Origin of the sequence: Xanthomonas sp. LF02-5, assembly GCF_034105325.1 — a bacterium.
GTDB classification, from domain to species: domain Bacteria; phylum Pseudomonadota; class Gammaproteobacteria; order Xanthomonadales; family Xanthomonadaceae; genus Xanthomonas_A; species Xanthomonas_A sontii.
The window spans coordinates 437,120-458,627 of sequence record NZ_JAXGGF010000004.1 but is presented as its reverse complement, the minus strand read 5'-3'; the positions used below and the strand labels follow the sequence as shown (position 1 = coordinate 458,627).

The following is a 21,508-nucleotide window of genomic DNA, read 5'->3' as shown; positions in this document are numbered from 1 at the left end:
GCCCACGAAGGAGGTCACCTCACTCCCACTCGATCGTCGCCGGCGGCTTCCCCGAAATGTCGTAGACCACCCGCGAGACACCGCGCAGTTCGTTGATGATGCGGTTGCTCACCGTGCCGAGGAAATCATAAGGCAGGTGCGCCCAGTGCGCGGTCATGAAGTCGATGGTCTCCACCGCGCGCAGCGCGATCACCCATTCGTAGGCGCGGGCGTCGCCGACCACGCCGACCGACTTCACAGGCAGGAACACGGCGAAGGCCTGGCTGGTCTTGTCGTACAGGTCGGCCTTGCGCAGTTCGTCGATGAAGATCGCATCGGCCTTGGCCAGCAGTTCGGCATACTCGCGCTTCACTTCGCCGAGGATGCGCACGCCCAGGCCGGGGCCGGGGAACGGGTGCCGGTAGACCATGCTGCGCGGCAGGCCGAGTTCGACGCCCAGGCGCCGCACTTCGTCCTTGAACAGTTCGCGCAGCGGCTCGACCAGGCCCAGCTTCATGTGCTCGGGCAGGCCGCCGACGTTGTGGTGGCTCTTGATGACGTGGGCCTTGCCGGTCTTGCTGCCGGCCGACTCGATCACGTCCGGGTAGATGGTGCCCTGCGCCAGCCACTTGGCGTTGCGGAGCTTGTTCGACTCTTCGTCGAAGATCTCCACGAACAGGTTGCCGATGATCTTGCGCTTGGCTTCCGGGTCGCTGACGCCGGCCAGCGCCTGGAAGTAGCGGTCGGCGGCGTTGACGCGGATCACCTTGACGCCCATGTGCTCGGCGAACATCGCCATCACCTGGTCGCCTTCCTGCCAGCGCAGCAGCCCGGTGTCGACGAACACGCAGGTCAGCTTGTCGCCGATCGCCTTGTGCAGCAGCGCGGCGACCACCGACGAATCCACACCGCCGGACAGGCCGAGGATCACCTCGTCGTCGCCGACCTGGGCGCGCACGCGGGCGATCTGGTCGTCGATGATGTTGGCCGCGGTCCACAGCGTGGCGCAGCCGCACACGTCGACCACGAAACGGCGCAGCAGGGTCTGGCCCTGCAGGGTGTGGGTGACTTCCGGATGGAACTGCACGCCGTACCAGCGCTTGACCTCGTTGGCCATGGCCGCGACCGGGATGCGGTCGGTGACGGCGGTGATGGTGAAGCCCGGCGGCACCTGCGACACGTGGTCGCCGTGGCTCATCCACACGTTCAAACGCGACGCGCCTGCGTGATCGGTCAACCCGGAGAACAGCGCATCGGCAGCGACCACCTCGACCTCGGCATGGCCGAACTCGCGCTGGTCCGCCGCTTCGGTGGCGCCGCCGAGCTGCGCGGCCAGGGTCTGCATGCCGTAGCAGATGCCGAAGATCGGCAGGCCGCTGTCGAACACTTCCTGCGGCGCGGCCGGCGCGCCCGGCAGCGTGGTCGATTCCGGGCCGCCGGAGAGGATGATGCCTTTCGCCCCGAAGCCGGCGATCTCGGCCGGATCGTGGTCCCACGCCCAGATCTCGCAATACACGCCCAGTTCGCGAATGCGCCGCGCGATCAACTGCGTGTACTGCGCACCGAAATCGAGGATGAGGATCTTGTCGCTGTGGATGTTGGTCATCTGGGGCCGGGATTGGGGATTCGGGAGTCGGGATTCGCAAGAGCGGGTGGCCGCGCTGCGCACGGCCGGTGGAGACGCGGCGGGCGACGACTCCCCAATCCCGACTCCCCAATCCCGCGGATGGGCGTCAGCCCATCCTGTAGTTCGGCGGTTCCTTGGTGATCTGCACGTCGTGGACGTGGCTTTCGCGCTGGCCGGCACCGGTGATGGTGACGAACTTGGGCTTGGTGCGCATGTCCTCGATGGTGGCGCAGCCCACGTAACCCATGGTCGCGCGCAGGCCGCCGATCAGCTGGTGGATGATGCCGCTGAGCGGACCGCGGTACGGCACGCGGCCTTCGATGCCTTCCGGCACCAGCTTGTCGGCGTCGGAGGCGTCCTGGAAGTAGCGGTCCTTGCTGCCCTTCTCCATCGCGCCCAGGCTGCCCATGCCGCGGTAGCTCTTGTAGCTGCGGCCCTGGAACAGTTCGACCTCGCCCGGGGCTTCCTCGGTGCCGGCGAACAGGCCGCCGACCATCACCGTGGAGGCGCCGGCGACCAGCGCCTTGCCGATGTCGCCGGAGTAGCGGATGCCGCCGTCGGCGATCAGCGGGATGCGGTCCTGCAGCGCCTCGGCGACCATGTCGATCGCGGTGATCTGCGGCACGCCGACGCCGGCGACCACGCGCGTGGTGCAGATCGAGCCGGGACCCACGCCGACCTTGACCGCGTCGGCGCCGGCGTCCATCAGCGCCAGCGCGGCGTCGCCGGTGACGATGTTGCCGCCGATCACCTGCAGCTGCGGGTAGGTCTTCTTGACCCAGGCCACGCGGTCGATGACGCCCTGCGAATGGCCGTGCGCGGTGTCGACGATGACCACGTCCACGCCGGCCGCGGCCAGCAGTTCGATGCGCTGCTCGGTATCGCCGCCGACGCCCACCGCGGCGCCGACCAGCAGCCGCGTGGCGGCGTCCTTGGCGGCGTTGGGGTTGTCGGTTTTCTTCTGGATGTCCTTGACCGTGATCAGGCCGCGCAGCTCGAAGCCGTCGTTGACCACTAGGATCTTCTCGATGCGATGGCGGTGCAGCAGCTGCAGCACTTCCTCGTCGCTGGCGCCTTCGCGCACGGTGACCAGGCGATCCTTCTTGGTCATGATGTGGCGGACCGGATCGTCGAGCTTCTTCTCGAAGCGCATGTCGCGGCTGGTGACGATGCCGACCAGCTCGCTGCCGTCCACCACCGGCACGCCGGAGATGTTGCGGGCGCGGGTGAGTTTGAGCACCTCGCCGATGGTGGTCTCCGGACCGACCGTGAACGGCTCGGTGATGACGCCGGCCTCGAACTTCTTGACCTTGGCCACTTCGGCCGCCTGCTGCGCCGGGGTCAGGTTCTTGTGGATGATGCCGATGCCGCCGAGCTGGGCCATGGCCACCGCCAGGCGGTGCTCGGTGACCGTGTCCATCGCGGCCGACAGGATCGGCAGTTTCAGGCGCAGGTCGCGGGTCAGCCGGGTTTCCAGGCTGACGTCCTTGGGCAGGACGATCGAATGGGCGGGGACGAGCGAGACGTCGTCGTAGGTGAGAGCTTCAGCCTGGATGCGCAGCATCGGCGGACCCGAGTGTGGGGAAGCGCGGCATTTTAACGCATTTGGGGCGGGGATTGGGGATTCGGGAGTGGGGATTCGTCAAGACGCCCCCCTGCGCAGTCGACCGTTTGCCTGGCTGTCAGATGGCCGATTCGAAGGCCTACCGATCCCGGATGCGCCGTGCATGCGCTTTTGCTATTGCCTTTAACGAATCCCGAATCCCGAATCCCCAATCCCGCGCAGCCTTCAACGAATCCCGAATCCCCACTCCCCAATCCCGGCCACTGCCCTCAACGAATCCCCGATCCCGAATCCCGACTCCCCGCCGCCTCAGCAGCCTCGATCGTGTTCTGCATCAGCGTGGCCACGGTCATCGGCCCGACCCCGCCCGGTACCGGCGTGATCCAGCTGGCCCGCTGCGCCGCCGCGTCGAAGCCGACGTCGCCGACCAGGCGGCCGTCGTCCAGGCGGTTGATGCCGACGTCGATCACCACCGCGCCGGGCTTGACCCACTCGCCCGGGATCAGCCCCGGCCGGCCCACCGCCACCACCAGGATGTCGGCGTCGCGCACCCGCGCCTGCAGCACCTCCGGCGGGGTGAACTTGTGGCAGCAACTGACCGTGCAGCCAGCGATCAGCAGCTCCAGCGCCATCGGCCGGCCAACGTGGTTGCTGACGCCGACGATGGTGGCGTTGCGCCCGCGCACCGGCTGGTCGGTGTGCGCCAGCAGGGTGACGATGCCGCGCGGCGTGCACGGGCGCAGGCCGAATTCGCGCAGCGCCAGGTGGCCGACGTTCTCCGGATGGAAGCCGTCCACGTCCTTGCGCGGATCGATGCGGTGGATCAGCCGGCTGGCGTCGGGGATGCCCGGCAGCGGCAGTTGCACCAGGATGCCGTGGATCTTGGGGTCGGCATTGAGCCGGTCGATCAACGCCAGCAGCTCGGCCTCGCTGGTGCCCGCCGGCAGGTCGTAGTCGAACGCCTCGATGCCCACCTTCTCGGCCGCGCGACGCTTGTTGCGCACGTACACCGCCGAGGCCGGATCGCCGCCCACCAGCACCACCGCCAATCCGGGCCGCGGCTGCCCGGCCGCCAGCCGCGCATCGACCCTCGCCTTCAGTTCGTCAAGCAGGTCTTCGGCGATGCGCCGCCCGTCGAGGATGCGGGCCGGGACGGAGGAGACGGGCACGGAATCGGTCATCGGGGCGGGCGGGTGTAGAGTCGGGGGATGTCCATTGTCCCCGATTCCGCCATGACCGACACCACCCGCATCGAGGCCGCCGCCTTCCGCCGCCTGCTGCAGCACCTCAACCAGGACCGCCCCGACGTGCAGAACATCGACCTGATGATCTTGGCCGGGTTCTGTCGCAACTGCCTGGCCGACTGGTACCGCGAGGCGGCGGCCGCCGAAGGCGAAGACCTCAGCAAGGAACAGGCGCGCGAGCGCGTCTACGGCATGCCGTTCGCCGACTGGAAGGCGCAGCACCAGGCCGAGGCCACACCTGAGCAACTGGCCGCCTTCGCCGAGGCGCAGCGCAAGCACGGCTAGCGCGATGCTGCGTTACACCGCGATCGCGGCGGCCATTCTCGCCGCGGCCTATGTGGTGGTCTGTGCCTTGCTCTACCTGGGCCAGCGCGACCTGCTGTATTTCCCGCAGGGCACGCGGGTGGCACCGGCGCAGACCGATTTCGCGCTGCGTCGCGGCGCGGACGTGGAGCTGCGCGGCTGGCAGGTCCATCCCGGCCGCGACAAGGTGCTGCTGTACTTCGGCGGCAATGCCGAGGATCTGCGTTTCGCACGCGCGCAGTTGCAGGCCGCCCTGCCCGACCACAGCCTCTACCTGCTCGCCTACCGTGGCTACGGCGCCAGCGACGGCAAGCCCAGCGAGACCGCACTGGTGGGCGATGCCGTGGCGCTGTACGACCGTGTGCGCGCCGCGCAGCCGCAGGCACAGATCGCGGTGCTGGGGCGCAGCCTGGGCAGCGGCGTGGCCAGCCAACTGGCGGCGCGGCGCGCGGTGGCGCAGCTGGTGCTGGTGACGCCGTTCGACAGCCTGGTGTCGGCGGCGCAGGCGCACTACCGCTGGGCGCCGGTGCGCTGGCTGCTGCGCGATCGCTACGATTCGGCGCGCGCCTTGCGCGCCTATGGCGGCCCACTGCTGATCCTTCGCGCAGGCCGCGATCAGGTGGTACCGCCGACCAGCACCGATGCCCTGCTCGAGGCCCTGCCGCAACGCCCGACCGTGATCGCCTTCGCGCAGGCCGACCACAACGACATCAGCGACGATCCGGGCTACGTGCGGGCGCTGCAGGCGTTCTTGCGCTGAGGCGGCATCGCTCGGGCGGGGTACTCGAAAGGTACCCGGGAGTCGACTGTCATGCAGCCACGACGCGCGAAGTGGTGTGTGCTTCGGAAAGCGCAATGCGTCGGGACTGAAGTCCCTCCCACGGTGCATCCGGCGGGCTCGTCGCAAGTCCCTGTGGGAGCGGCTTCGAGGCACTTCCAATAACCCGCATCCGGCACCATCGAGCCGGATGCTGGTTGCACGGTAGAAGCGGCTTCAGCCCGCGACCGGGCTTTGCCTGAAAAACGCCCCGTCGCGGCTGAAGCCCCTCCTAGAGGACGCTTCCCGAGGCAACTGGAGGTGCCCTTCAGTCGCGACGGGCTCTACCGGTCGTGCGTCATCGGTTCCCCCACGGGCACCGCACACAATGCTGCCTTGCCGTGGCTAATCGCCGCGACGCGGCTCGCCGGGCTCGACCGGCACGCCTTCCGGATTGAGCGTGCGGCTCTCGCGCCGCGGCGGCGTGAACGGAGTCGGGGTCGGCACCACTGGGGTGATGTTGCCATACATCAGGCCCCTGCCAGCACGCACGTCGCCGGCGGCGATCTCCAGTTCCAGCCGCTCGGCATCGCGGCGGCGGATCTCGCGGGCGATGGAACGCGCCTCGCTCTCGTCCATACACAGTTCGATCAGCGCGGCCTGGCCGAATTCCACTGCCGATTCGAAGGTCTCGCGGATGTGGTAGTCCACACCGGCGGCGATCAGCTCCAGCGCGTGCTCGCGGTCGTAGGAGCGCACCAGCAGCTTGGCCTGCGGAAACTCGGTGGTGGCCAGTTCGACGATGCGGTTGGCCGCTTCGCGGTTGTCCACGCACACCGCGATGGCACGGGCGCTGTGCGCACCGGAAGCGTGCAGCACATCCAGGCGGGTGCCGTCGCCGTAGTAGATCTTGAAGCCGAACTTGGCCGCGCTCTGGATCATCTCGATGTCGTTGTCGATGATGGTCACGTCCACGTCGCGCGCCAGCAGCGACTGGCTGGCGACCTGGCCGAAGCGGCCGAAACCGATGATCAGCACGCTGCCGGTGAGGCCGTCGGCTGCATCCACGCCTTCCATCGACGGTGCCTCCACCGGCGCCCAGCGCCGGTACAGCAGCACGAACAGCGGCGTCAGCGCCATCGACAGCACCACGATGGCGGTCAGGTTGGCATTGATCTGCGCGTCGATGACGCCGGCACCGCTGGCGGCGGCAAACAGCACGAAGGCGAACTCGCCGCCCTGCGCCATCAGCACGCCGCGATCCAGCGCCTGCGCATGGCCGCTGCCGGTGAGCCGCGCGACCAGGTAGATGCACGCGGCCTTGGCCGCCATAAAGGCAAGCACACCGCTGAGGATCAGCGTCCAGTTGGCCGCTACCACCGCCAGATTCAGCGCCATGCCGACGCCGAGGAAGAACAGCCCCAGCAGGATGCCGCGGAACGGTTCGATGTCGGCTTCGATCTGGTGGCGGAAGGTCGATTCGGACAGCAGCACGCCGGCCAGGAAAGCGCCCATTGCCATCGACAGCCCACCGAGTTGCATCAGCAGCGCCGCGCCCAGCACCACCAGCAGGGCGGCCGCGGTCATCACCTCACGCGCTTTGGCGGCCGCCAGCAGCCGGAACAGCGGGTTGAGCAGCCAGCGCCCCGCCGCCAGCAGGCCGACGATCGCCGCGGCGCCGATACCGATGCCGATCCAGCGCGACGGCGCAGACGCGTCCGCCGGCACCGGCGCCATCCACGCCACTACCGCCAGCAGCGGCACGATCAACAGGTCTTCGAACAGCAGGATCGCGACGATCTTCTGCCCCGCCGGCAAGGCGATGTCGCCGCGCTCGCCGAGCAATTGCATCACCACCGCGGTGGAGGTCAGCACGAAGCCGGAGGCCGCGATGAAAGCCACCGGCAATGGAAAGCCGAAGGCCAGTCCGACCCCGGTCAGCACGCTCGCGCAGACGATGATCTGCGCGGTACCCAGGCCGAAGATCTGCTTGCGCAGGCTCCACAGGTGCGAGGGCCGCATTTCCAGGCCGATCACGAACAGGAACATGACCACGCCCAATTCGGCGACGTGCAGGATCGCCTGCGGATCGGAGAACCAGCCCAGGCCGAACGGCCCGATCGCCAGGCCGGCGGCGAGATAGCCGAGCACCGACCCCAGGCCGAGCCTGCGAAACACCGGCACCGCCACCACGGCCGCGCCGAGCAGCGCCACCACTTTGATCAACTCACTGCTGTCGGCTGCACTGGTCATGCGCCGATTCTACGCACAAGGCCTCAGCATCCCCATGGATCAGGGTGCGACATGAGACGCGGCGCACTGCGTGCTGCGCGCAAGGAACTTCTTGTGCGACATGCAAGCGGTCGCGCGCTGCGCGCCGCACCCTCACCCCAACCCCTCTCCCGACGGGAGAGGGGCTTGAGCTTGAGCGTGCGCGACGCTGCTTCAGCCATCGAGACCGCATCTCCCTTCTTCCACCGGGAGAAGGTGCCCCGAAGGGGCGGATGAGGGTACGGGGGCCGTCGCGTACAACGAAAGCCAGCGCTGCCCTGCATCGCGAGTCGCTTCGCGCCGTACCCTCACCCCAACCCCTCTCCCGATGGGAGAGGGGCTTGAGCGCGCACGGCGCTGCTTCCGCCATCGAGAGCGCATCTCCCTTCTCCCACCGGGAGAAGGTGCCCCGCAGGGGCGGATGAGGGTACGGATGCCGCCGCGTACAACGACAGCTAGTAGCAGCTAACCCTCAGCCCCACAGAACCGCGCGTAGTCGATATAGCCAGGGAACGGCCGCTCCGGCGCACACAAGGGACACTGCGGATCGGCGGACAGGCGGGTTTCGCGGAAGCGCATCGCCAGTGCGTCGAAGTGCAGCAGGCGGCCGCGCAGGGGTTCGCCGATGTCGAGCAGCAGCTTCAAGACCTCGTTGGCCTGCAGCAGGCCAACGATGCCGGGCAGCACGCCGAGCACGCCGGCGTCGGCACAGTTCGGTGCGAACTCCGGCGGCGGCGGCTCCGGGAACAGGCAGCGGTAGCATGGCGCCTGCCCGCGCCGACGGCCGGCATCGAACACGCTGACCTGGCCTTCGAAGCGCTGCACCGCGCCGTACACCAGCGGCTTGCCCAGCTTCACGCAGGCATCGTTGAGCAGGTAGCGCGCGGGAAAGTTGTCCGAGCCGTCCAGCACCACGTCCACGTCCTGCAGCAGCCGCTCGACGTTGTCCGCGGTGACCCGCTCACGCACCGCCTCCACCCGCACGCCCGGATTCAACGCGCCCAGGCTCGCCGCAGCCGACTCCACCTTGGCCTGGCCGATCCGCGCGTCGCCGTGCAGGATCTGCCGCTGCAGGTTGCTGCGTTCGACCACGTCGTCGTCGGCGATGCGCAACTGCCCCACCCCGGCCGCGGCCAGGTAGAAACCGGCCGGCGAGCCCAGGCCGCCGGCACCGACCAGTAGCACGCGCGCGGCCTGCAGCCGGCGCTGGCCCTCGACCCCGACTTCGGGCAGGCGCAGATGCCGCGAATAGCGGTCGAAGAAGTCCTCCTGCTCCGGTTCCAGCGCCGGCCGCTGCAGCGGCAAGCCTTCGCGCTGCCAGCGCGTGGTGCCGCCCAGCACGGAAGCGACACGGGTGTAACCGGCCTGCTCCAGGAACAATGCGGTGTCGTGCGAACGCTTGCCGCTCTGGCAAATCAGCAGCACCTCGGTGTCGGCGCCAAGATAGGCAGCCGGGTCGGCCTGCAACTGCGCGCGGGCCACGCCCTGCGCGCCCTCGGCCATGCCGGTGACGCGCTCGTGCTCCTCGCGGATGTCGATCAGGCGCGCGCCCTGCGCCTGCCGCGCCTGCGCCTGTGCCGGGGTCAGTTCTCGAATGCCCATGCGCGCATTATCGGCGCAAACCGGTTCCGCGTCCGCTGTCGACGGCGCGGCTGAAGGAACCTCGCGACGCGCTTGCCCGGGAACGCCCCGTCCCGCTGAAACCATTCCCACAGGCATCCTGTATCCGGCTTGATGATGTTGGATGCAGGTGCTTAGGGGGTGCCCTCAGTACGGCACCACCTCGACCACGTCGCCGGCCTGGAACTGGCGTGCGCCCTCCTCCAGCCGCAGCAGCACGTCGCTGTCGGCGGCGCCGCGCAGGCGATGCGAGCCGTCCGCGGGATTCGGCTCTGCCCACAGCTGACCGTGGGCGTCGCAGCGCATGCGCCCGCGCAGAAACTCCAGCCGGTCGTGGCGTTTGTCCCAGCCGGCCGCCAGCCGGGCGCGCCAGGCCCGATGCGGCTCGCTGCGCCGCTGCAGCGCATCCAGCAACGGTCGCCCGATCGCCAGGAAGGTCGCCAGCACCGACACCGGATTGCCCGGGAGACCCAGGAACAGGGCGCGGTCCCACTCGCCGAACAGCAACGGCATGCCCGGGCGCATGCGCACCTTCCAGAACAGGATGCGGCCGTGCTCGGCCAGCAACCGCGGCAGGTAGTCCTTCTCGCCGGCGGAGACGCCGCCGCAGGTCAGCACCACGTCGAACGCCGAGGCCGCGTCGGCGAGCATGGCCTGGATGCGCTGCGGATCGTCCGGCAGGGTCGGCCAGGCGGTCGGCGCCAGGCCGAGCAGGCGCAGTTGCGCCATCAACATGTCGCGGTTGCTGTTGTAGATCTGCCCCGGCTGCAACGGCAGGCCCGGCTCGACCAGTTCGTCGCCGGTGGCGAACACCGCCACGGTCGGCCGCGCCGCCACCATCAACTGGTCCACGCCCAAGGCCGCGGCCAGGCCGATGCGTGAAGGCGTCAGCAGCATGCCGGCCTCGAGCACACGCTCGCCGGCGCGCACGTCCTCGCCACGCGACCGCACGTGTGCGCCGACGGCGATGTCGGCGGGGACCTGCACTACGCCGTCATGCTCGTGCACGTTCTCCTTGATCACCACCGTATCGGCCCCGGCTGGCAGTGGCGCGCCGGTCGTGACCCGCAGGCATTCGCCGGGCGCGAGCGCCTGGTGCCGATCGGCGCCGGCGAACTGCTCGCCGGCCAGCCGCAAGTCGGTCGCCGCCCCCGGGGTCAGATCGGCATGGCGCAGCGCGAAGCCATCCATCGCGCTGTTGGCGAACGGCGGCAGGTCGATCGGCGCATCCAGCGGTTCCAGCAGGATGCGGCCATCGGCGCGCGACGCTGCAAGGCGCTCGCTGTTGACGGGACGGGCACGCGCAGCGGCAGCGACGATCGCCAGCGCGTCGGTGTAGGCGATCCGGGAGGGATAGTCGGTCATGGTGGCGGCAGGATACCCGCTGCAGCCAGGTCCTGCGGCGTGTTCAGATTGCCCAGCACGATTTCCGGCAGCGGCACCGGCTGCATCCGCAGGCGCTGCTGCAAGGCGCGCGGCGCGTAGCGGGCGGCTGTCAGGGCCTCCTCCAGCGCCGGGCGCAGTGCGGCCAATCGGTACAGCGCCACCAGCGGCTGCGCGCCGGCGGCATCCTCGACCCAGGCGCCATCGCACTCGTCAGAGGCTGCGACTGCGGCCATCATCGCAGGCAGATCACGCGGCAACATGCAGATGTCGACCGGCACGGTCAGCAGCCAGGGCGTGGCACAGGCAGCGGCAAGCGCGTCCAGCCCGGCGATGGGTCCCAAGGAACGTTCCGCCCCGGCCGGTGCCGCGACGCGGTCCGGCACGGCCTGCAGGCCGATGGCGGCATAGCGCGGCAAGCTGCGGTTGGCGCTGACCAGCACTTGGGCAACCTGAGGCGCCAGCGCCTGCACCAGCCATTGCACCTGCGCCTGCCCGTCGCGCTGCAGCCAGGCCTTGTCGCATCCGCCCAGGCGCTGCGCGCGGCCGCCGGCGAGAATGCCGAGGGTGATCGCGCGCCGCGTATCCATTATGCGACTACTTGCCGCGGACGTGCTTCATCAGGCGCCGCTTCTTGGCGATCTGGCGCTCGGTCAGCACGTTCTTCTTGCCTTCGTACGGATTGGCGCCTTCGCGGAACATGAAGCGCACCGGCGTGCCGACCAGCTTGAAGCGCTTGCGGAAGAAGTTCTCCAGGTAGCGCTTGTACGACTCCGGCAGCACCTTCAGGCGCGTGCCGTGGACGATGAAGGTCGGCGGATTGCTGCCGCCCGGATGCACGTAGCGCAGCTTGGAGACGTGACCGCGGATGCTCGGCGGCGGATTGCTTTCGTAGGCGATTTCCAGCGCCTGGTTGACTTCGCTGGTGCTGAACTCGCGCACCGCCGAGGCGTGCGCGCGATGGATCGCCTGGAACAGTTCGCGCATGCCCGAACCGTGCTTGGCCGAAATGCGCACCGCCTCGGCCCAGGCCACGAAGCCGAGCTTGCGCGACAGCAGGTCTTCGGCCTGCGCACGCTGGTAGTCGCTCTGCCCGTCCCACTTGTTGATCGCCACCACCAGGGCACGGCCGGCATCGAGGATCGCGCCGAGCACGGTCGCGTCCTGATCGGTCACGCCCTCGCCGGCATCGAGCATCAGCACCGCGACCTGGCATTGCTCGATGGCCTGCAGCGTCTTGAACGCGCTGAACTTCTCCACCGCCTCCTCGACGCGGCCGCGGCGACGCAGGCCGGCGGTGTCGATCAGCCGGTACAGGCGGCCGTCGCGCTCCAGGTCCACCGCGATCGAGTCGCGGGTGGTGCCGGGCACCTCGGAGGCGATCATGCGCTCCTCGCCCAGCAGGCGATTGACCAGGGTCGACTTGCCCACGTTCGGGCGGCCGACGAAGGCGATGCGCATGCGCGCCGGATCGGTGTCCAGGGTCTCGCCGGCGCCCTCTTCCGGCAGCCGCTCCAGGACCTCGTCGAGCAGGTCGTCGATGCCGTGGCGATGCGCGGCGGAGACCGCGATGGCGTCGCCGAGGCCGTAGCGCGCGAATTCGGCGCGCACCTGGTCCTCGTCGGTGCCGTCGATCTTGTTGATCAGCAGCAGGGTCGGCCGCGCCAGCTTGCGCAGCCAGGCCAGGATCTCGTCGTCGAGCGCGGACGATCCCTCGCGACCATCGACCACGAACAGGATCAGGTCGGCCTCGCCGGCGGCGGCGCGCGCCTGCTCGGCCGTGGCGCCGGCCAGGCCTTCCTCTTCGCCGGAGATGCCGCCGGTGTCGACGATCACGAACGGGGTGTCCGGCTGCAGCCGGCATACCCCGTAGTGGCGGTCGCGGGTGACGCCGGGCTGGTCGTGGACCAGCGCGTCACGGCTGCGCGTCAGCGCATTGAACAGCGTGGACTTGCCGACATTCGGCCGTCCAACCAGGGCGACCAGCGGCAGCATCGCGACATCCTTCTCTTGTTATTGACCCAACCGGAACGCGGTCAGGTCGCCTTTCGTGTTCTGCATCAGCAGGATCCCGTCCGCGACCACCGGCTGCGCCACCAGCGGCTTGCGGCCGACCCGCTCGCGCGCGGCGAACTCGCCGTTGTCGAGCCGGAGCCAGTGCAGATAGCCCTTGTAGTCGCCGACCACGGCGTAATCGCCCTGGATCGCCACGCCGGTCAGCGACCGGCGCGCCAGCCCCGGCTGCGACCACATCGCCGATCCGGAGGCCTTGTCCAGCGCCCACACGGTGCCGGCGTTGTCGGCCACCACCACGTTGCCGGAACTCACGCCGACACCGCCGGCGCCGCCATGATCGCGGTTCCACAGCGGGCGGCCGCTCGGGCCTTCCAGCGCCACGGTCTCGTTCTTGAAGCTGGTCGCATACAGCGTGGTGCCGTCGAGCACCGGAGCGCCGTCGACGTCGGCCATGCGCTCCAGCTCGGTGCGGCCTTCCGGCACGCCGATGGTCTGCTCCCACAGCACGCGACCGTCCTGCATCGCCAGCGCGGCCAGCGTGCCGTCGTCGTTGCCGATGAACAGCACGCCCGGACCCGCCACCACCGGCGCATTGCCGCGCACGGTCAGACTCGGCAGTTCCTGCGCATTGAACCAGCGCTGCTGTCCGGTCGACGCATCGAAGGCGGTGGTGCGGCCGTCGTTGCTGCGCACGAACACCATGTTCTGCGCGATCACCGGCGCGGCGATCACTTCGTTGGGCACCTTGGCGCGCCACTTCTCGGTGCCGTTGGCGGCATCGAGCGCGATCACGGCGCCGTCCAGCGCACCGACGACCACCAGGCCGTCGCCCACGCCCGGGCCACCGGCAAAGCGCGGCAGCGGACGCTTCTTTTCGAGCCGCTTGCGCTCCTTGGCCTGCTGCTTCTCGTTGCGCAGGCGCTGCTTGTAGGCGGCGCGCTCGTCCTTGGACAGGTTCTTGCCGGACTCGCTCTCGACCTGGCTCTTCGGCTGGTCCTCGGCCTGCGACAGCTGCTGCTTGCGCGCCTGCTTGGCGTCGTATTCCCAAATGGTCTTGCCGGTCTGCAGATCCAGCGCGTACACCGTGCCGGAGGTCGCGGCCGCATACACCTTGCCGTCGGCCACCACCGGACGCTGGCGCACGCCGATCTGGCGCTCACCCTTGCCGGCATCGGTGGACCACAGCTTCACCACCTTCACCGACGGGGTGAACTTCACCAGTTCGGCCGGCTCGGCGGCTTTCTTGGCGGCCGCATCCTTGCCGGCGAACCAGCCCTTGACGGTGGTACAGCCCGACAAGGCCAGACCCAGCAGGGCCACGGTGGCGACACGCTTGAACATGACTACCTTCATCAGATCGGCTCCGCGGCATTCGGCACGCTGCCGCCCGCATCCATCAATTTCGTTTCGACCACGCGCCGCTGCGGCGAGGCCACGTCCAGGCTGGTCAGCGCCTTGGCGTACGCATCGCGCGCCGCCTCGCGCTTGCCCTGCGCGATCAGCGCATCGCCGCGAATCTCCAGACCCTGCGAATCGGTGGCCGAGGCCACCAGCGCCAGCGCGTCCTGCGGCTTGCCGCCGGAAATCAGCAACCGCGCCACGCGATGGTCGACCAGCACCTTCATTTCGCCGTCGGCCTTGAGCGCGCGCAGCGTGGTCAACGCGGCATCGGACTTGCCGGCATCGACCTGCGCCTTGGCCAGGCGCAGCGCCGCCAGTTCGGCGTAGATGTTGGTCGAGCCCTGCTGCAGTTCGGCCATGTCCTTGGCCGCCTTGTCCAGCTGATTGGCCTGGATGCTCTTGAGCACCGCTTCGTAGCGGGTATTGGCCTGGGCCAGATCGTTGGACCGCTGCTTGGTCCACCACTGCCAGCCGATGATCGCGCCAAGGCCCAGGACGATGCCGCCGATCAGGCCGGCGCCGTTTTTCCTGAGCCAAGTGCGGACGCGTTCGCTTTGTTCGTGCTCGTCGAGCAGGTCGTCAATCGCCATGCGTACTCTCGCCCCGCCGCTGCGACGGGACATGAAATGTTGAAGATGAGGAATCGCGCCGCCGTCACTCGGAGGCGGGCACCACGGAACCGTCAGAGGATACCGCAAAGCGCGCCACGTTCGCGCGCCTGAACGGGGTCAGATCCACGGTACTCCCGGATTGCTGAACCTGGACCGCAGAGGCATTGCCCAGCACCACACGCCCGACCTGCCCCGGCGCATACGTGCGGGTCTCGCCGGCCTTCAGCAGCGCCTTCTCCACCGGCGTGCCGTCGGGCGCGAGGATCTGCACCCAGCTGTCGCCCTGGAACGACAGGCTCAGACTGTTCTTCTCCGGCTCTGCCGTCGGACGCGGCATCGGCGTCAGCGACGCGATGTACGGCGCCGCGGCGCTTGGCGCCGGACGCGTGGCCGCCGGCGTGGTCGGTGCCGGCGCAGCAGCACCGTTGGCCGGCGTCGCCGTCGCGGCAGCGGTCGTGCCCGGCGTGCCAGGCACCACGTCCAGCGAGGCGGTGCTGGGGCCGTTGTCGTCGGCGAAATGGCTACGGGTGGCGTACCACACCGGCACCGCAAGTCCGGCGGTGATCACCACGTAGACCATGCGCCGCGTGGCGCTCTCGAGCATGCGCCGCAGCGGCGGCGTGTGCGTGTGGCTGATCAATTCGACCGGCTGCACCGGCGCGATCTGCGCGGTCTGCAGCAAGGGCTCCAGGTCGACGCCGAGCAGGCGCGCGTAGCTGCGCAGCTGCCCGCGGACAAAGACCGGCGCGCCAAGGCGCTGCCACTGCTCCGACTCGAGTGCCTGCACCACATGCACCGGCATGCGCAGTCGGCTGCCGACGTCGTCGATGCTCAGGCCGGCCGCTTCGCGCGCTTCGCGGAGCTGTTGCCCGCAGCCTTTGGCGCCATCGAAAGCGTTCGGATTGGAATCACTGATCACAATGCACTAGCCCCGGGTGTCGTGGTCGCGGCGTCGGGAAACTCCTTGCGCAACCGCTGTTGGTAACGGCCGGCGGCAGCCTTGTCGCCCAGCCTTTGCTCAATCTGAATAGCAAGTTGTAACACGGAAGCGGTGGCAGGCGCAGCCGCCAGACGCCGCTCGGAGAAGGCCCGCGCCTCGAAAAAGCGCCCTTGCGCGACCTCGTTGCGGGCCATCGCCTCGAGCGCGTACGCGTTGTCCGGATCCAGCTCCAGCGCCTTGCGCAGGTCGCGTTCGCCACGCTCGCGCTGGCCGACCTGCAGTGCGCAGCCACCGGCGTTGGCCAGCGCCGAGGCTGGCGTGGCGTAGTCCTGCAGCGCGAGCGCGCGGTCGAACCAGGCCAGCGACTCCGCCGGCGAGCCGTTCGCGCACAGCCAGGCGCCGTAGTTGTTCAAGGTCGCGCCGTTGCTCGGCGCCAGCTCGGCGGCCTTGCGGTAGTACCCACCGGCGGTCGCGGCATCGCCCTTGCGATCGGCGACCACCGCCAGCACGGTCAGTGCGTCGACCGAGTCGGCGTCCATCGCCAGCGCCTTGCGCGCGTGCGTCTGCGCTGCATCCAGGTCGTTGGAGGCGAGCCCGTTGGCGGCCAGGCCGAGTTGTTCCTGCAAGGCCACGCGCGACTTCACCGCGCGGCTGTCGCGGAAGGAATAATGCGGCTGCACCTGTTCGGCGGTGCGCACGGTGCCGGTCTTGGCAGCGATCCAGTTGCAGCCCGGCAAGGCCAGCACTGCGATCGCCACCACCGCGATGGAACGCCCTTGGCTACGCCGCCGCATCCCGATCCGCCCGCGTCTGCAATTCGCGCTTGAACTCGGCCTGCCGGCGGGTACGGTCCATGACCTGCCCCTTGAGCTGCCCGCAGGCGGCATCGATGTCGTCGCCGCGCGTGCGCCGCACCATGGTCAGCACCTGTGCGTCCAGCAGGATCTTCTGGAATGCACGGATCTCGGTCTCGCCGGAGCGCTCGTAGCGCGTGCCCGGGAACGGATTGAACGGGATCAGGTTGACCTTGCCGGCGTTCGACGCCTGCACCGCGTTGTCGAACTGGCGCATCAGCCGCGCCAGTTGCCGCGCATGCTCGGGCTGGTCGTTGATCCCCTTCATCAGGGTGTATTCGAACGTCACCGACTCGCGGCGCTTGTTGGCGCGCAGGTAGCGCGCACAGGCGTCCATCAGTTCGGCGATCGGGTACTTCTTGTTGAGCGGAACCAGGGTCTCGCGCAGCGCGTCGTTGGGCGCATGCAGCGACACCGCCAGCGACACGTCGCTCTCGCTGGACAGGCGGTCGATCTGCGGCACCAGACCCGAGGTGGACAGGGTCACGCGCTTGTTGGCCAGGCCGTAGCCCAGGTCGTCGCGCATCACGCTCATCGCGCGCACGACGTTGTCGAAATTCATCAGCGGCTCGCCCATGCCCATCATCACCACATTGGTGAGGCGGCGCATCTGGTGCGGCACGTTGCCCAGATGCCGCGCCGCCACCCACACCTGGCCGATGATCTCGGCAGTGGAAAGGTTGCGGTTGAAGCCCTGGGTGGCGGTGGAGCAGAAGGTGCAGTTGAGGCCGCAGCCGACCTGCGAGGACACGCACAGCGTGCCGCGCGTCTTGTCGGGGATGTAGACGGTCTCGATCGCGTTCTTGCCGTCCACGCCCATCGCCAGCAACCACTTGTGGGTGCCGTCGGCGGAAGGCTTGTCGAACACGATGTTGGGGACGACGACCTCGGCATGCTGCTGCAGCTTGGCGCGCAGCGCCTTGCCGAGGTCGGTCATCTGGTCGAAGTCGGTGACGTAGCGGTGGTGGATCCACTTCATCACCTGGTGGGCGCGGTAGCGCGCTTCGCCGAGGGTCTCGGCGAAGAAGCGCTCCAGCCCCTCGCGATCGAGGTCGAGCAGATTCTGCTTGGCCGCCGCGCCGGTCCGCACGGGATCGGCGATGGCCAAGGGAGGATGGACGACCTCGTTCACGACGACCTCGCTTAGCGCGAAACCACTTCGGTGGCGGCGAAGAAATACGCCACTTCGTTGGCGGCGTTCTCGACCGAATCCGAGCCGTGCGCGGCGTTGGCGTCGATCGAATCGGCGAAGTCGGCGCGAATGGTGCCCGGCGCGGCGTCCTTCGGGTTGGTGGCGCCCAGCAGGTCGCGGTGCGCGGCCACGGCGTTCTCGCCTTCCAGCGCCTGGATCATCACCGGGCCGGAGATCATGAACTCGACCAGCGCGTTGAAGAACGGACGCTCGCGGTGCACGGCGTAGAAGCCCTCGGCCTCGCGGCGCGACAGCTGCTTGTACTTGGCGGCCACGACCTTCAGGCCGGCCTTCTCGAAGCGCGAGTAGATTTCGCCGATGACGTTCTTGGCGACGGCATCGGGCTTGATGATGGACAGGGTGCGCTCCAGCGCCATGGGAAGTTCTCCGTTGGGCGGGCCACTGAAGGCCCGAGGTTAACATGAAAAAAACCCGCGTCAAAACGCGGGCTTAGCCAGAATTGCGATGGACAATTCTATCCAATCGGCGCCGGCTTTGCACGGCCGGCCCTGAATCGTGCTGCAAAGCAGCATGACGCGCCCACCGCCCAGGCCTAGACTCAAACAATCGTTTGATTGATTCTGGCGGCCGCATGGCAAAGCAAGCGCACTTCTCGACCAAGGACCGCATCCTCAGCGCGGCCGAGGAACTGTTCGCGCAGCACGGCTTTTCCGGCACCTCGCTGCGCCAGGTCACCAGCCAGGCCGACGTCAACATCGCCGCGGTGAACTACCACTTCGGGTCCAAGGAAAACCTGGTCAACGAGGTGTTCCGGCGGCGCATGGACGAAATGACCGCCGCACGCATGGCGCAGCTGGAAGCCGCGCAACGGCAGCATCCCGGCCAGCTCGGCCCGGTGCTGGCGGCCTTCGTCGAGCCGGCCCTGGCGATGGCCCAGGAGCGGCAGAGCGGCGGCGCCTTCGTGCGGGTGATCGCCCGCGCCTATGCCGAGAACAACGACAGCCTGCGCCAGTTCCTGTCCGACCACTACGGCCATGTGCTGCGCGAGTTCGGCAAGGCCATCGCCGCCTGCGTGCCCGGGCTGAGCAAGCAGGAACTTTACTGGCGCCTGGATTTCCTGGCCGGCGCCCTGACCTACGCCATGGCCGACTTCGGCCTGATCAAGCGCCCCGCCGGCGTCAGCGAGGGCGCGCACCGTGCCCACGCCGCCCGCGAACTCATCCGTTTCGCCGAAGCCGGCTTCCTCGCCCATTCGGTTCCCTGATCCCGCAAACGTTGACCCACAGAGGCTGATCGCTATGTCCAATCCCCTGCTCGTCCGCCGTGCCGCCGTCCTGGGCGCGGGCGTGATGGGTGCGCAGATCGCTGCGCACCTGACCAACGCCGGCGTCGACACCGTGCTGTTCGACCTCCCCGCCAAGGAAGGCCCTGCCGATGGCGTGGTGCTCAAGGCGATCGCCAACCTGACCAAGCTCAGCCCGGCGCCGCTGGCCAGCACCGCGCTGGCCGAAGCCATCACCCCGGCCAACTACGACTCCGGCCTGGAGCAGCTGCGCGGCTGCGACCTGATCATCGAAGCCATCGCCGAGCGCATGGACTGGAAACAGGACCTGTACAAGAAGATCGCGCCGTTCGTGGCCGACCATGCGGTGCTGGCCTCCAACACCTCCGGCCTGGGCATCAACGCCCTGTCCGACGTGCTGCCGGAACAGCTGCGCCACCGCTTCTGCGGCGTGCACTTCTTCAACCCGCCGCGCTACATGCACCTGGCCGAGCTGATCCCGGCCAAGCACACCGAGCCGGCGGTGCTGGAAGGCCTGGAAAGCTTCCTGGTCACCACCCTGGGCAAGGGCGTGGTCTACGCCAAGGACACCCCGAACTTCATCGGCAACCGCATCGGCGTGTTCTCGATCCTGTCCACCATCCACCACACCGAGCAGTTCGGCCTGGGCTTCGACGAGGTCGACGGTCTCACCGGTCCGCTGGTCGGCCGTCCCAAGTCGGCGACCTACCGCACCTCCGACGTGGTCGGCCTGGACACCATGGCGCACGTCATCAAGACCATGGGCGACACCCTGCCGAACGATCCGTGGCATGCCTTCTTCAAGGCGCCGAAGTGGCTGGAGGCGCTGATCGGCAAGGGCGCGCTGGGCCAGAAGACCGGCGCCGGCATCTTCCGCAAGGTCGGCAAGGACATCGTGGTGCTGGACCTGCAGAAGCAGGACTACCGCCCGGCCGACCGCGCCGCCGCACCGGAAGTCGTCGAGATCCTGAAGATCAAGAACCCGGCCGAGAAGTTCGCCAAGCTGCGCGAGAGCCCGCATCCGCAAGCGCAGTTCCTGTGGGCGACCTTCCGCGACCTGTTCCACTACAGCGCCTACCACCTGGCCGACATCGCCGAGACCGCGCGCGACGTGGACCTGGCGATCCGCTGGGGCTACGGCTGGGCGCTGGGTCCGTTCGAGACCTGGCAGGCCGCCGGCTGGAAGCAGGTCGCGCAGTGGATCGCCGACGACATCGCCGCCGGCAAGAGCATGAGCAGCGCGCCGCTGCCGAACTGGGTGTTCGATGGCCGCGACGGCGTGCACGCCGCCGAAGGTTCGTACAGCCCGGCGCGCGACGCCAAGCTGCCGCGCTCGGCGCTGCCGGTGTACAAGCGCCAGCGCTTCCCCGATCCGCTGCTGGGCGAGAAGTTCGCGCAGGGCGAGACCGTGTTCGAGAACGACGGCCTGCGCATGTGGCACGACGGCGACGACATCGCCGTGGTCAGCTTCAAGACCAAGATGAACACCGTCTCCGACCAGGTGCTGGACGGCCTGCAGGAAGCGGTGCGCCGCGCCGAGAAGGACTTCAAGGGCTTGGTGCTGTGGCAGCACAAGGAACCCTTCTCCGCCGGCGCCGACCTGGCCGGCGCGCTGGGCCTGCTGCAGGCCGGCAAGGTCGATGCGTTCGAGGCGATGGTCGCCAACTTCCAGGCCACCAGCCAGCGCATCAAGTACTCGCTGGTGCCGGTGGTCGCGGCGGTGCGCGGGCTGGCGCTGGGCGGCGGTTGCGAGTTCCAGATGCACAGCGCCAAGAGCGTGGCCGCGCTGGAGAGCTACATCGGCCTGGTCGAGGCCGGCGTGGGCCTGCTGCCGGCCGGTGGCGGCCTCAAGGAGATCGCGGTGCGCGCGGCGCAGGCGGCGGGTCCGGGCGGCGACGTGTTCGCCGAGCTGAAGAAGACCTTCGAGACCGTGGCCATGGCCAAGGTTTCCACCTCGGCGGTCAACGCCAAGGAACTGGGCCTGCTGCGCGGCACCGACAAGGTGGTGTTCAACAGCTACGAATCGCTCTACATCGCCAAGGCCGAGGCGCGTGCCCTGGCCGAGGGCGGCTATCGCCCGCCGCTGCCGGCGCGACGCATCCAGGTCGCCGGCGACGTCGGCATCGCCACCTTCAAGATGCTGCTGGTCAACATGCTGGAAGGCCGCTTCATCAGCGAATACGACTACGAGATCGCCACCCGCATCGCCACCGTGCTGTGCGGCGGCGAGGTCGACCGCGGTGCGCTGGTGGACGAGGAATGGCTGCTCAAGCTCGAGCGCAAGCACTTCGTCGAACTGGCCCAGCAGGAAAAGACCCAGGCGCGCATCGGGCACATGCTGAAGACGGGTAAGCCGCTTAGGAACTGAGATTCGGGAGTCGGGATTGGGGATTCGTTACGGCGGATCCCCAATACCTGATGCCACCCTCGCCTCCCACCATTTATCAGCCGGGCAAAGCATTCGACGCCGGGATCCGCTCTG

At 68.7% G+C, this 21,508-nt stretch carries 18 protein-coding genes; 4 read left to right on the top strand and 14 right to left on the bottom strand.

The window, feature by feature from the left end; all coding sequences use genetic code 11:
* Nucleotides 1-19: 19 nt before the first annotated feature.
* From guaA to folD, 3 genes are all read right to left on the bottom strand, one after another.
* Nucleotides 20-1,585, bottom strand: coding sequence for a glutamine-hydrolyzing GMP synthase (gene guaA, locus SLW52_RS13545; RefSeq protein WP_017917281.1), 1,566 nt, complete (start codon nt 1,583-1,585; stop codon nt 20-22).
* 127 nt (nt 1,586-1,712) lie between these two features.
* Entirely contained in the window at nt 1,713-3,170 is a 1,458-nt protein-coding gene (gene guaB / locus SLW52_RS13540; RefSeq protein ID WP_150410736.1) for an IMP dehydrogenase, read from the bottom strand.
* A 269-nt stretch (nt 3,171-3,439) separates the two neighbouring features.
* Nucleotides 3,440-4,351: a bifunctional methylenetetrahydrofolate dehydrogenase/methenyltetrahydrofolate cyclohydrolase FolD gene (gene folD / locus SLW52_RS13535; protein ID WP_043092093.1), complete on the bottom strand. Its 912-nt coding sequence runs from the start codon at nt 4,349-4,351 to the stop codon at nt 3,440-3,442.
* Between the two features lie 51 nt (nt 4,352-4,402).
* Here folD and SLW52_RS13530 point away from each other — a divergent pair, with 51 nt between their 5' ends.
* Both SLW52_RS13530 and SLW52_RS13525 read left to right on the top strand, forming a co-directional pair.
* The gene (locus tag SLW52_RS13530) at nt 4,403-4,699 is read left to right on the top strand and encodes a DUF1244 domain-containing protein (RefSeq protein WP_017913743.1); all 297 of its coding nucleotides are present in this window, start codon (nt 4,403-4,405) and stop codon (nt 4,697-4,699) included.
* A 4-nt stretch (nt 4,700-4,703) separates the two neighbouring features.
* Nucleotides 4,704-5,477 (top strand): alpha/beta fold hydrolase, encoded by a 774-nt coding sequence (locus SLW52_RS13525; protein WP_320740319.1) that lies wholly within the window; start codon nt 4,704-4,706, stop codon nt 5,475-5,477.
* 402 nt (nt 5,478-5,879) lie between these two features.
* Here the strand turns inward: SLW52_RS13525 and SLW52_RS13520 are convergent, their stop codons facing one another.
* The 11 genes from SLW52_RS13520 to ndk form a co-directional block, all read right to left on the bottom strand.
* Nucleotides 5,880-7,727 carry a monovalent cation:proton antiporter-2 (CPA2) family protein gene (locus SLW52_RS13520; protein ID WP_320740320.1) on the bottom strand — a complete coding sequence of 616 codons (1,848 nt, stop codon included), beginning with the start codon at nt 7,725-7,727 and terminating at the stop codon, nt 5,880-5,882.
* Between the two features lie 483 nt (nt 7,728-8,210).
* Complete coding sequence (gene moeB / locus SLW52_RS13515) at nt 8,211-9,347, bottom strand: molybdopterin-synthase adenylyltransferase MoeB (RefSeq protein ID WP_295935681.1); 1,137 nt, start codon at nt 9,345-9,347, stop codon at nt 8,211-8,213.
* A 165-nt stretch (nt 9,348-9,512) separates the two neighbouring features.
* The gene (glp, locus tag SLW52_RS13510) at nt 9,513-10,730 is read right to left on the bottom strand and encodes a gephyrin-like molybdotransferase Glp (protein WP_320740321.1); all 1,218 of its coding nucleotides are present in this window, start codon (nt 10,728-10,730) and stop codon (nt 9,513-9,515) included.
* Nucleotides 10,727-11,338 carry an NTP transferase domain-containing protein gene (locus SLW52_RS13505; protein WP_320740322.1) on the bottom strand — a complete coding sequence of 204 codons (612 nt, stop codon included), beginning with the start codon at nt 11,336-11,338 and terminating at the stop codon, nt 10,727-10,729. Before SLW52_RS13505 ends, glp begins: the two co-directional genes overlap by 4 nt.
* Nucleotides 11,339-11,345: 7 nt before the next feature.
* Nucleotides 11,346-12,743: a ribosome biogenesis GTPase Der gene (der, locus tag SLW52_RS13500; RefSeq protein ID WP_017910713.1), complete on the bottom strand. Its 1,398-nt coding sequence runs from the start codon at nt 12,741-12,743 to the stop codon at nt 11,346-11,348.
* An 18-nt stretch (nt 12,744-12,761) separates the two neighbouring features.
* A complete protein-coding gene (gene bamB / locus SLW52_RS13495) occupies nt 12,762-14,117 on the bottom strand; it encodes an outer membrane protein assembly factor BamB (protein WP_320740323.1) in 1,356 nt (451 codons plus the stop codon).
* Nucleotides 14,117-14,755, bottom strand: a complete 639-nt coding sequence (locus SLW52_RS13490; protein ID WP_017913736.1) for a tetratricopeptide repeat protein — start codon at nt 14,753-14,755, stop codon at nt 14,117-14,119. Before SLW52_RS13490 ends, bamB begins: the two co-directional genes overlap by 1 nt.
* Nucleotides 14,756-14,819: 64 nt before the next feature.
* Entirely contained in the window at nt 14,820-15,695 is an 876-nt protein-coding gene (locus SLW52_RS13485; RefSeq protein WP_320740324.1) for a RodZ domain-containing protein, read from the bottom strand.
* Nucleotides 15,692-16,483: a type IV pilus biogenesis/stability protein PilW gene (gene pilW / locus SLW52_RS13480; protein ID WP_267099864.1), complete on the bottom strand. Its 792-nt coding sequence runs from the start codon at nt 16,481-16,483 to the stop codon at nt 15,692-15,694. Before pilW ends, SLW52_RS13485 begins: the two co-directional genes overlap by 4 nt.
* Nucleotides 16,484-16,496: 13 nt before the next feature.
* A complete protein-coding gene (gene rlmN, locus SLW52_RS13475) occupies nt 16,497-17,678 on the bottom strand; it encodes a 23S rRNA (adenine(2503)-C(2))-methyltransferase RlmN (RefSeq protein WP_017910708.1) in 1,182 nt (393 codons plus the stop codon).
* Between the two features lie 35 nt (nt 17,679-17,713).
* The gene (gene ndk, locus SLW52_RS13470; RefSeq protein ID WP_002812972.1) at nt 17,714-18,139 is read right to left on the bottom strand and encodes a nucleoside-diphosphate kinase; all 426 of its coding nucleotides are present in this window, start codon (nt 18,137-18,139) and stop codon (nt 17,714-17,716) included.
* Nucleotides 18,140-18,354: 215 nt separating this feature from the next.
* On the opposite strand from ndk, the gene SLW52_RS13465 reads away from it, so the two are divergent.
* Both SLW52_RS13465 and SLW52_RS13460 read left to right on the top strand, forming a co-directional pair.
* Nucleotides 18,355-18,987, top strand: coding sequence for a TetR family transcriptional regulator (locus SLW52_RS13465; protein ID WP_017916933.1), 633 nt, complete (start codon nt 18,355-18,357; stop codon nt 18,985-18,987).
* 34 nt (nt 18,988-19,021) lie between these two features.
* The gene (locus SLW52_RS13460) at nt 19,022-21,394 is read left to right on the top strand and encodes a 3-hydroxyacyl-CoA dehydrogenase/enoyl-CoA hydratase family protein (protein WP_320740325.1); all 2,373 of its coding nucleotides are present in this window, start codon (nt 19,022-19,024) and stop codon (nt 21,392-21,394) included.
* The last annotated feature ends 114 nt before the right edge of the window (nt 21,395-21,508 follow it).

What these genes read in the sequence shown, in the direction of transcription:
- SLW52_RS13505 (WP_320740322.1), bottom strand. Translation starts at nt 11,338, where the DNA reads ATGGATACGCGGCGCGCGATCACCCTCGGCATTCTCGCCGGCGGCCGC.
- SLW52_RS13530 (WP_017913743.1), top strand. Translation starts at nt 4,403, where the DNA reads ATGACCGACACCACCCGCATCGAGGCCGCCGCCTTCCGCCGCCTGCTG.
- SLW52_RS13465 (WP_017916933.1), top strand. Translation starts at nt 18,355, where the DNA reads ATGGCAAAGCAAGCGCACTTCTCGACCAAGGACCGCATCCTCAGCGCG.
- SLW52_RS13460 (WP_320740325.1), top strand. Translation starts at nt 19,022, where the DNA reads ATGTCCAATCCCCTGCTCGTCCGCCGTGCCGCCGTCCTGGGCGCGGGC.
- der (WP_017910713.1), bottom strand. Translation starts at nt 12,743, where the DNA reads ATGCTGCCGCTGGTCGCCCTGGTTGGACGGCCGAATGTCGGCAAGTCC.
- SLW52_RS13525 (WP_320740319.1), top strand. Translation starts at nt 4,704, where the DNA reads ATGCTGCGTTACACCGCGATCGCGGCGGCCATTCTCGCCGCGGCCTAT.
- moeB (WP_295935681.1), bottom strand. Translation starts at nt 9,347, where the DNA reads ATGGGCATTCGAGAACTGACCCCGGCACAGGCGCAGGCGCGGCAGGCG.
- guaB (WP_150410736.1), bottom strand. Translation starts at nt 3,170, where the DNA reads ATGCTGCGCATCCAGGCTGAAGCTCTCACCTACGACGACGTCTCGCTC.
- glp (WP_320740321.1), bottom strand. Translation starts at nt 10,730, where the DNA reads ATGACCGACTATCCCTCCCGGATCGCCTACACCGACGCGCTGGCGATC.
- ndk (WP_002812972.1), bottom strand. Translation starts at nt 18,139, where the DNA reads ATGGCGCTGGAGCGCACCCTGTCCATCATCAAGCCCGATGCCGTCGCC.
- folD (WP_043092093.1), bottom strand. Translation starts at nt 4,351, where the DNA reads ATGACCGATTCCGTGCCCGTCTCCTCCGTCCCGGCCCGCATCCTCGAC.
- SLW52_RS13490 (WP_017913736.1), bottom strand. Translation starts at nt 14,755, where the DNA reads ATGGCGATTGACGACCTGCTCGACGAGCACGAACAAAGCGAACGCGTC.
- SLW52_RS13520 (WP_320740320.1), bottom strand. Translation starts at nt 7,727, where the DNA reads ATGACCAGTGCAGCCGACAGCAGTGAGTTGATCAAAGTGGTGGCGCTG.
- bamB (WP_320740323.1), bottom strand. Translation starts at nt 14,117, where the DNA reads ATGAAGGTAGTCATGTTCAAGCGTGTCGCCACCGTGGCCCTGCTGGGT.
- guaA (WP_017917281.1), bottom strand. Translation starts at nt 1,585, where the DNA reads ATGACCAACATCCACAGCGACAAGATCCTCATCCTCGATTTCGGTGCG.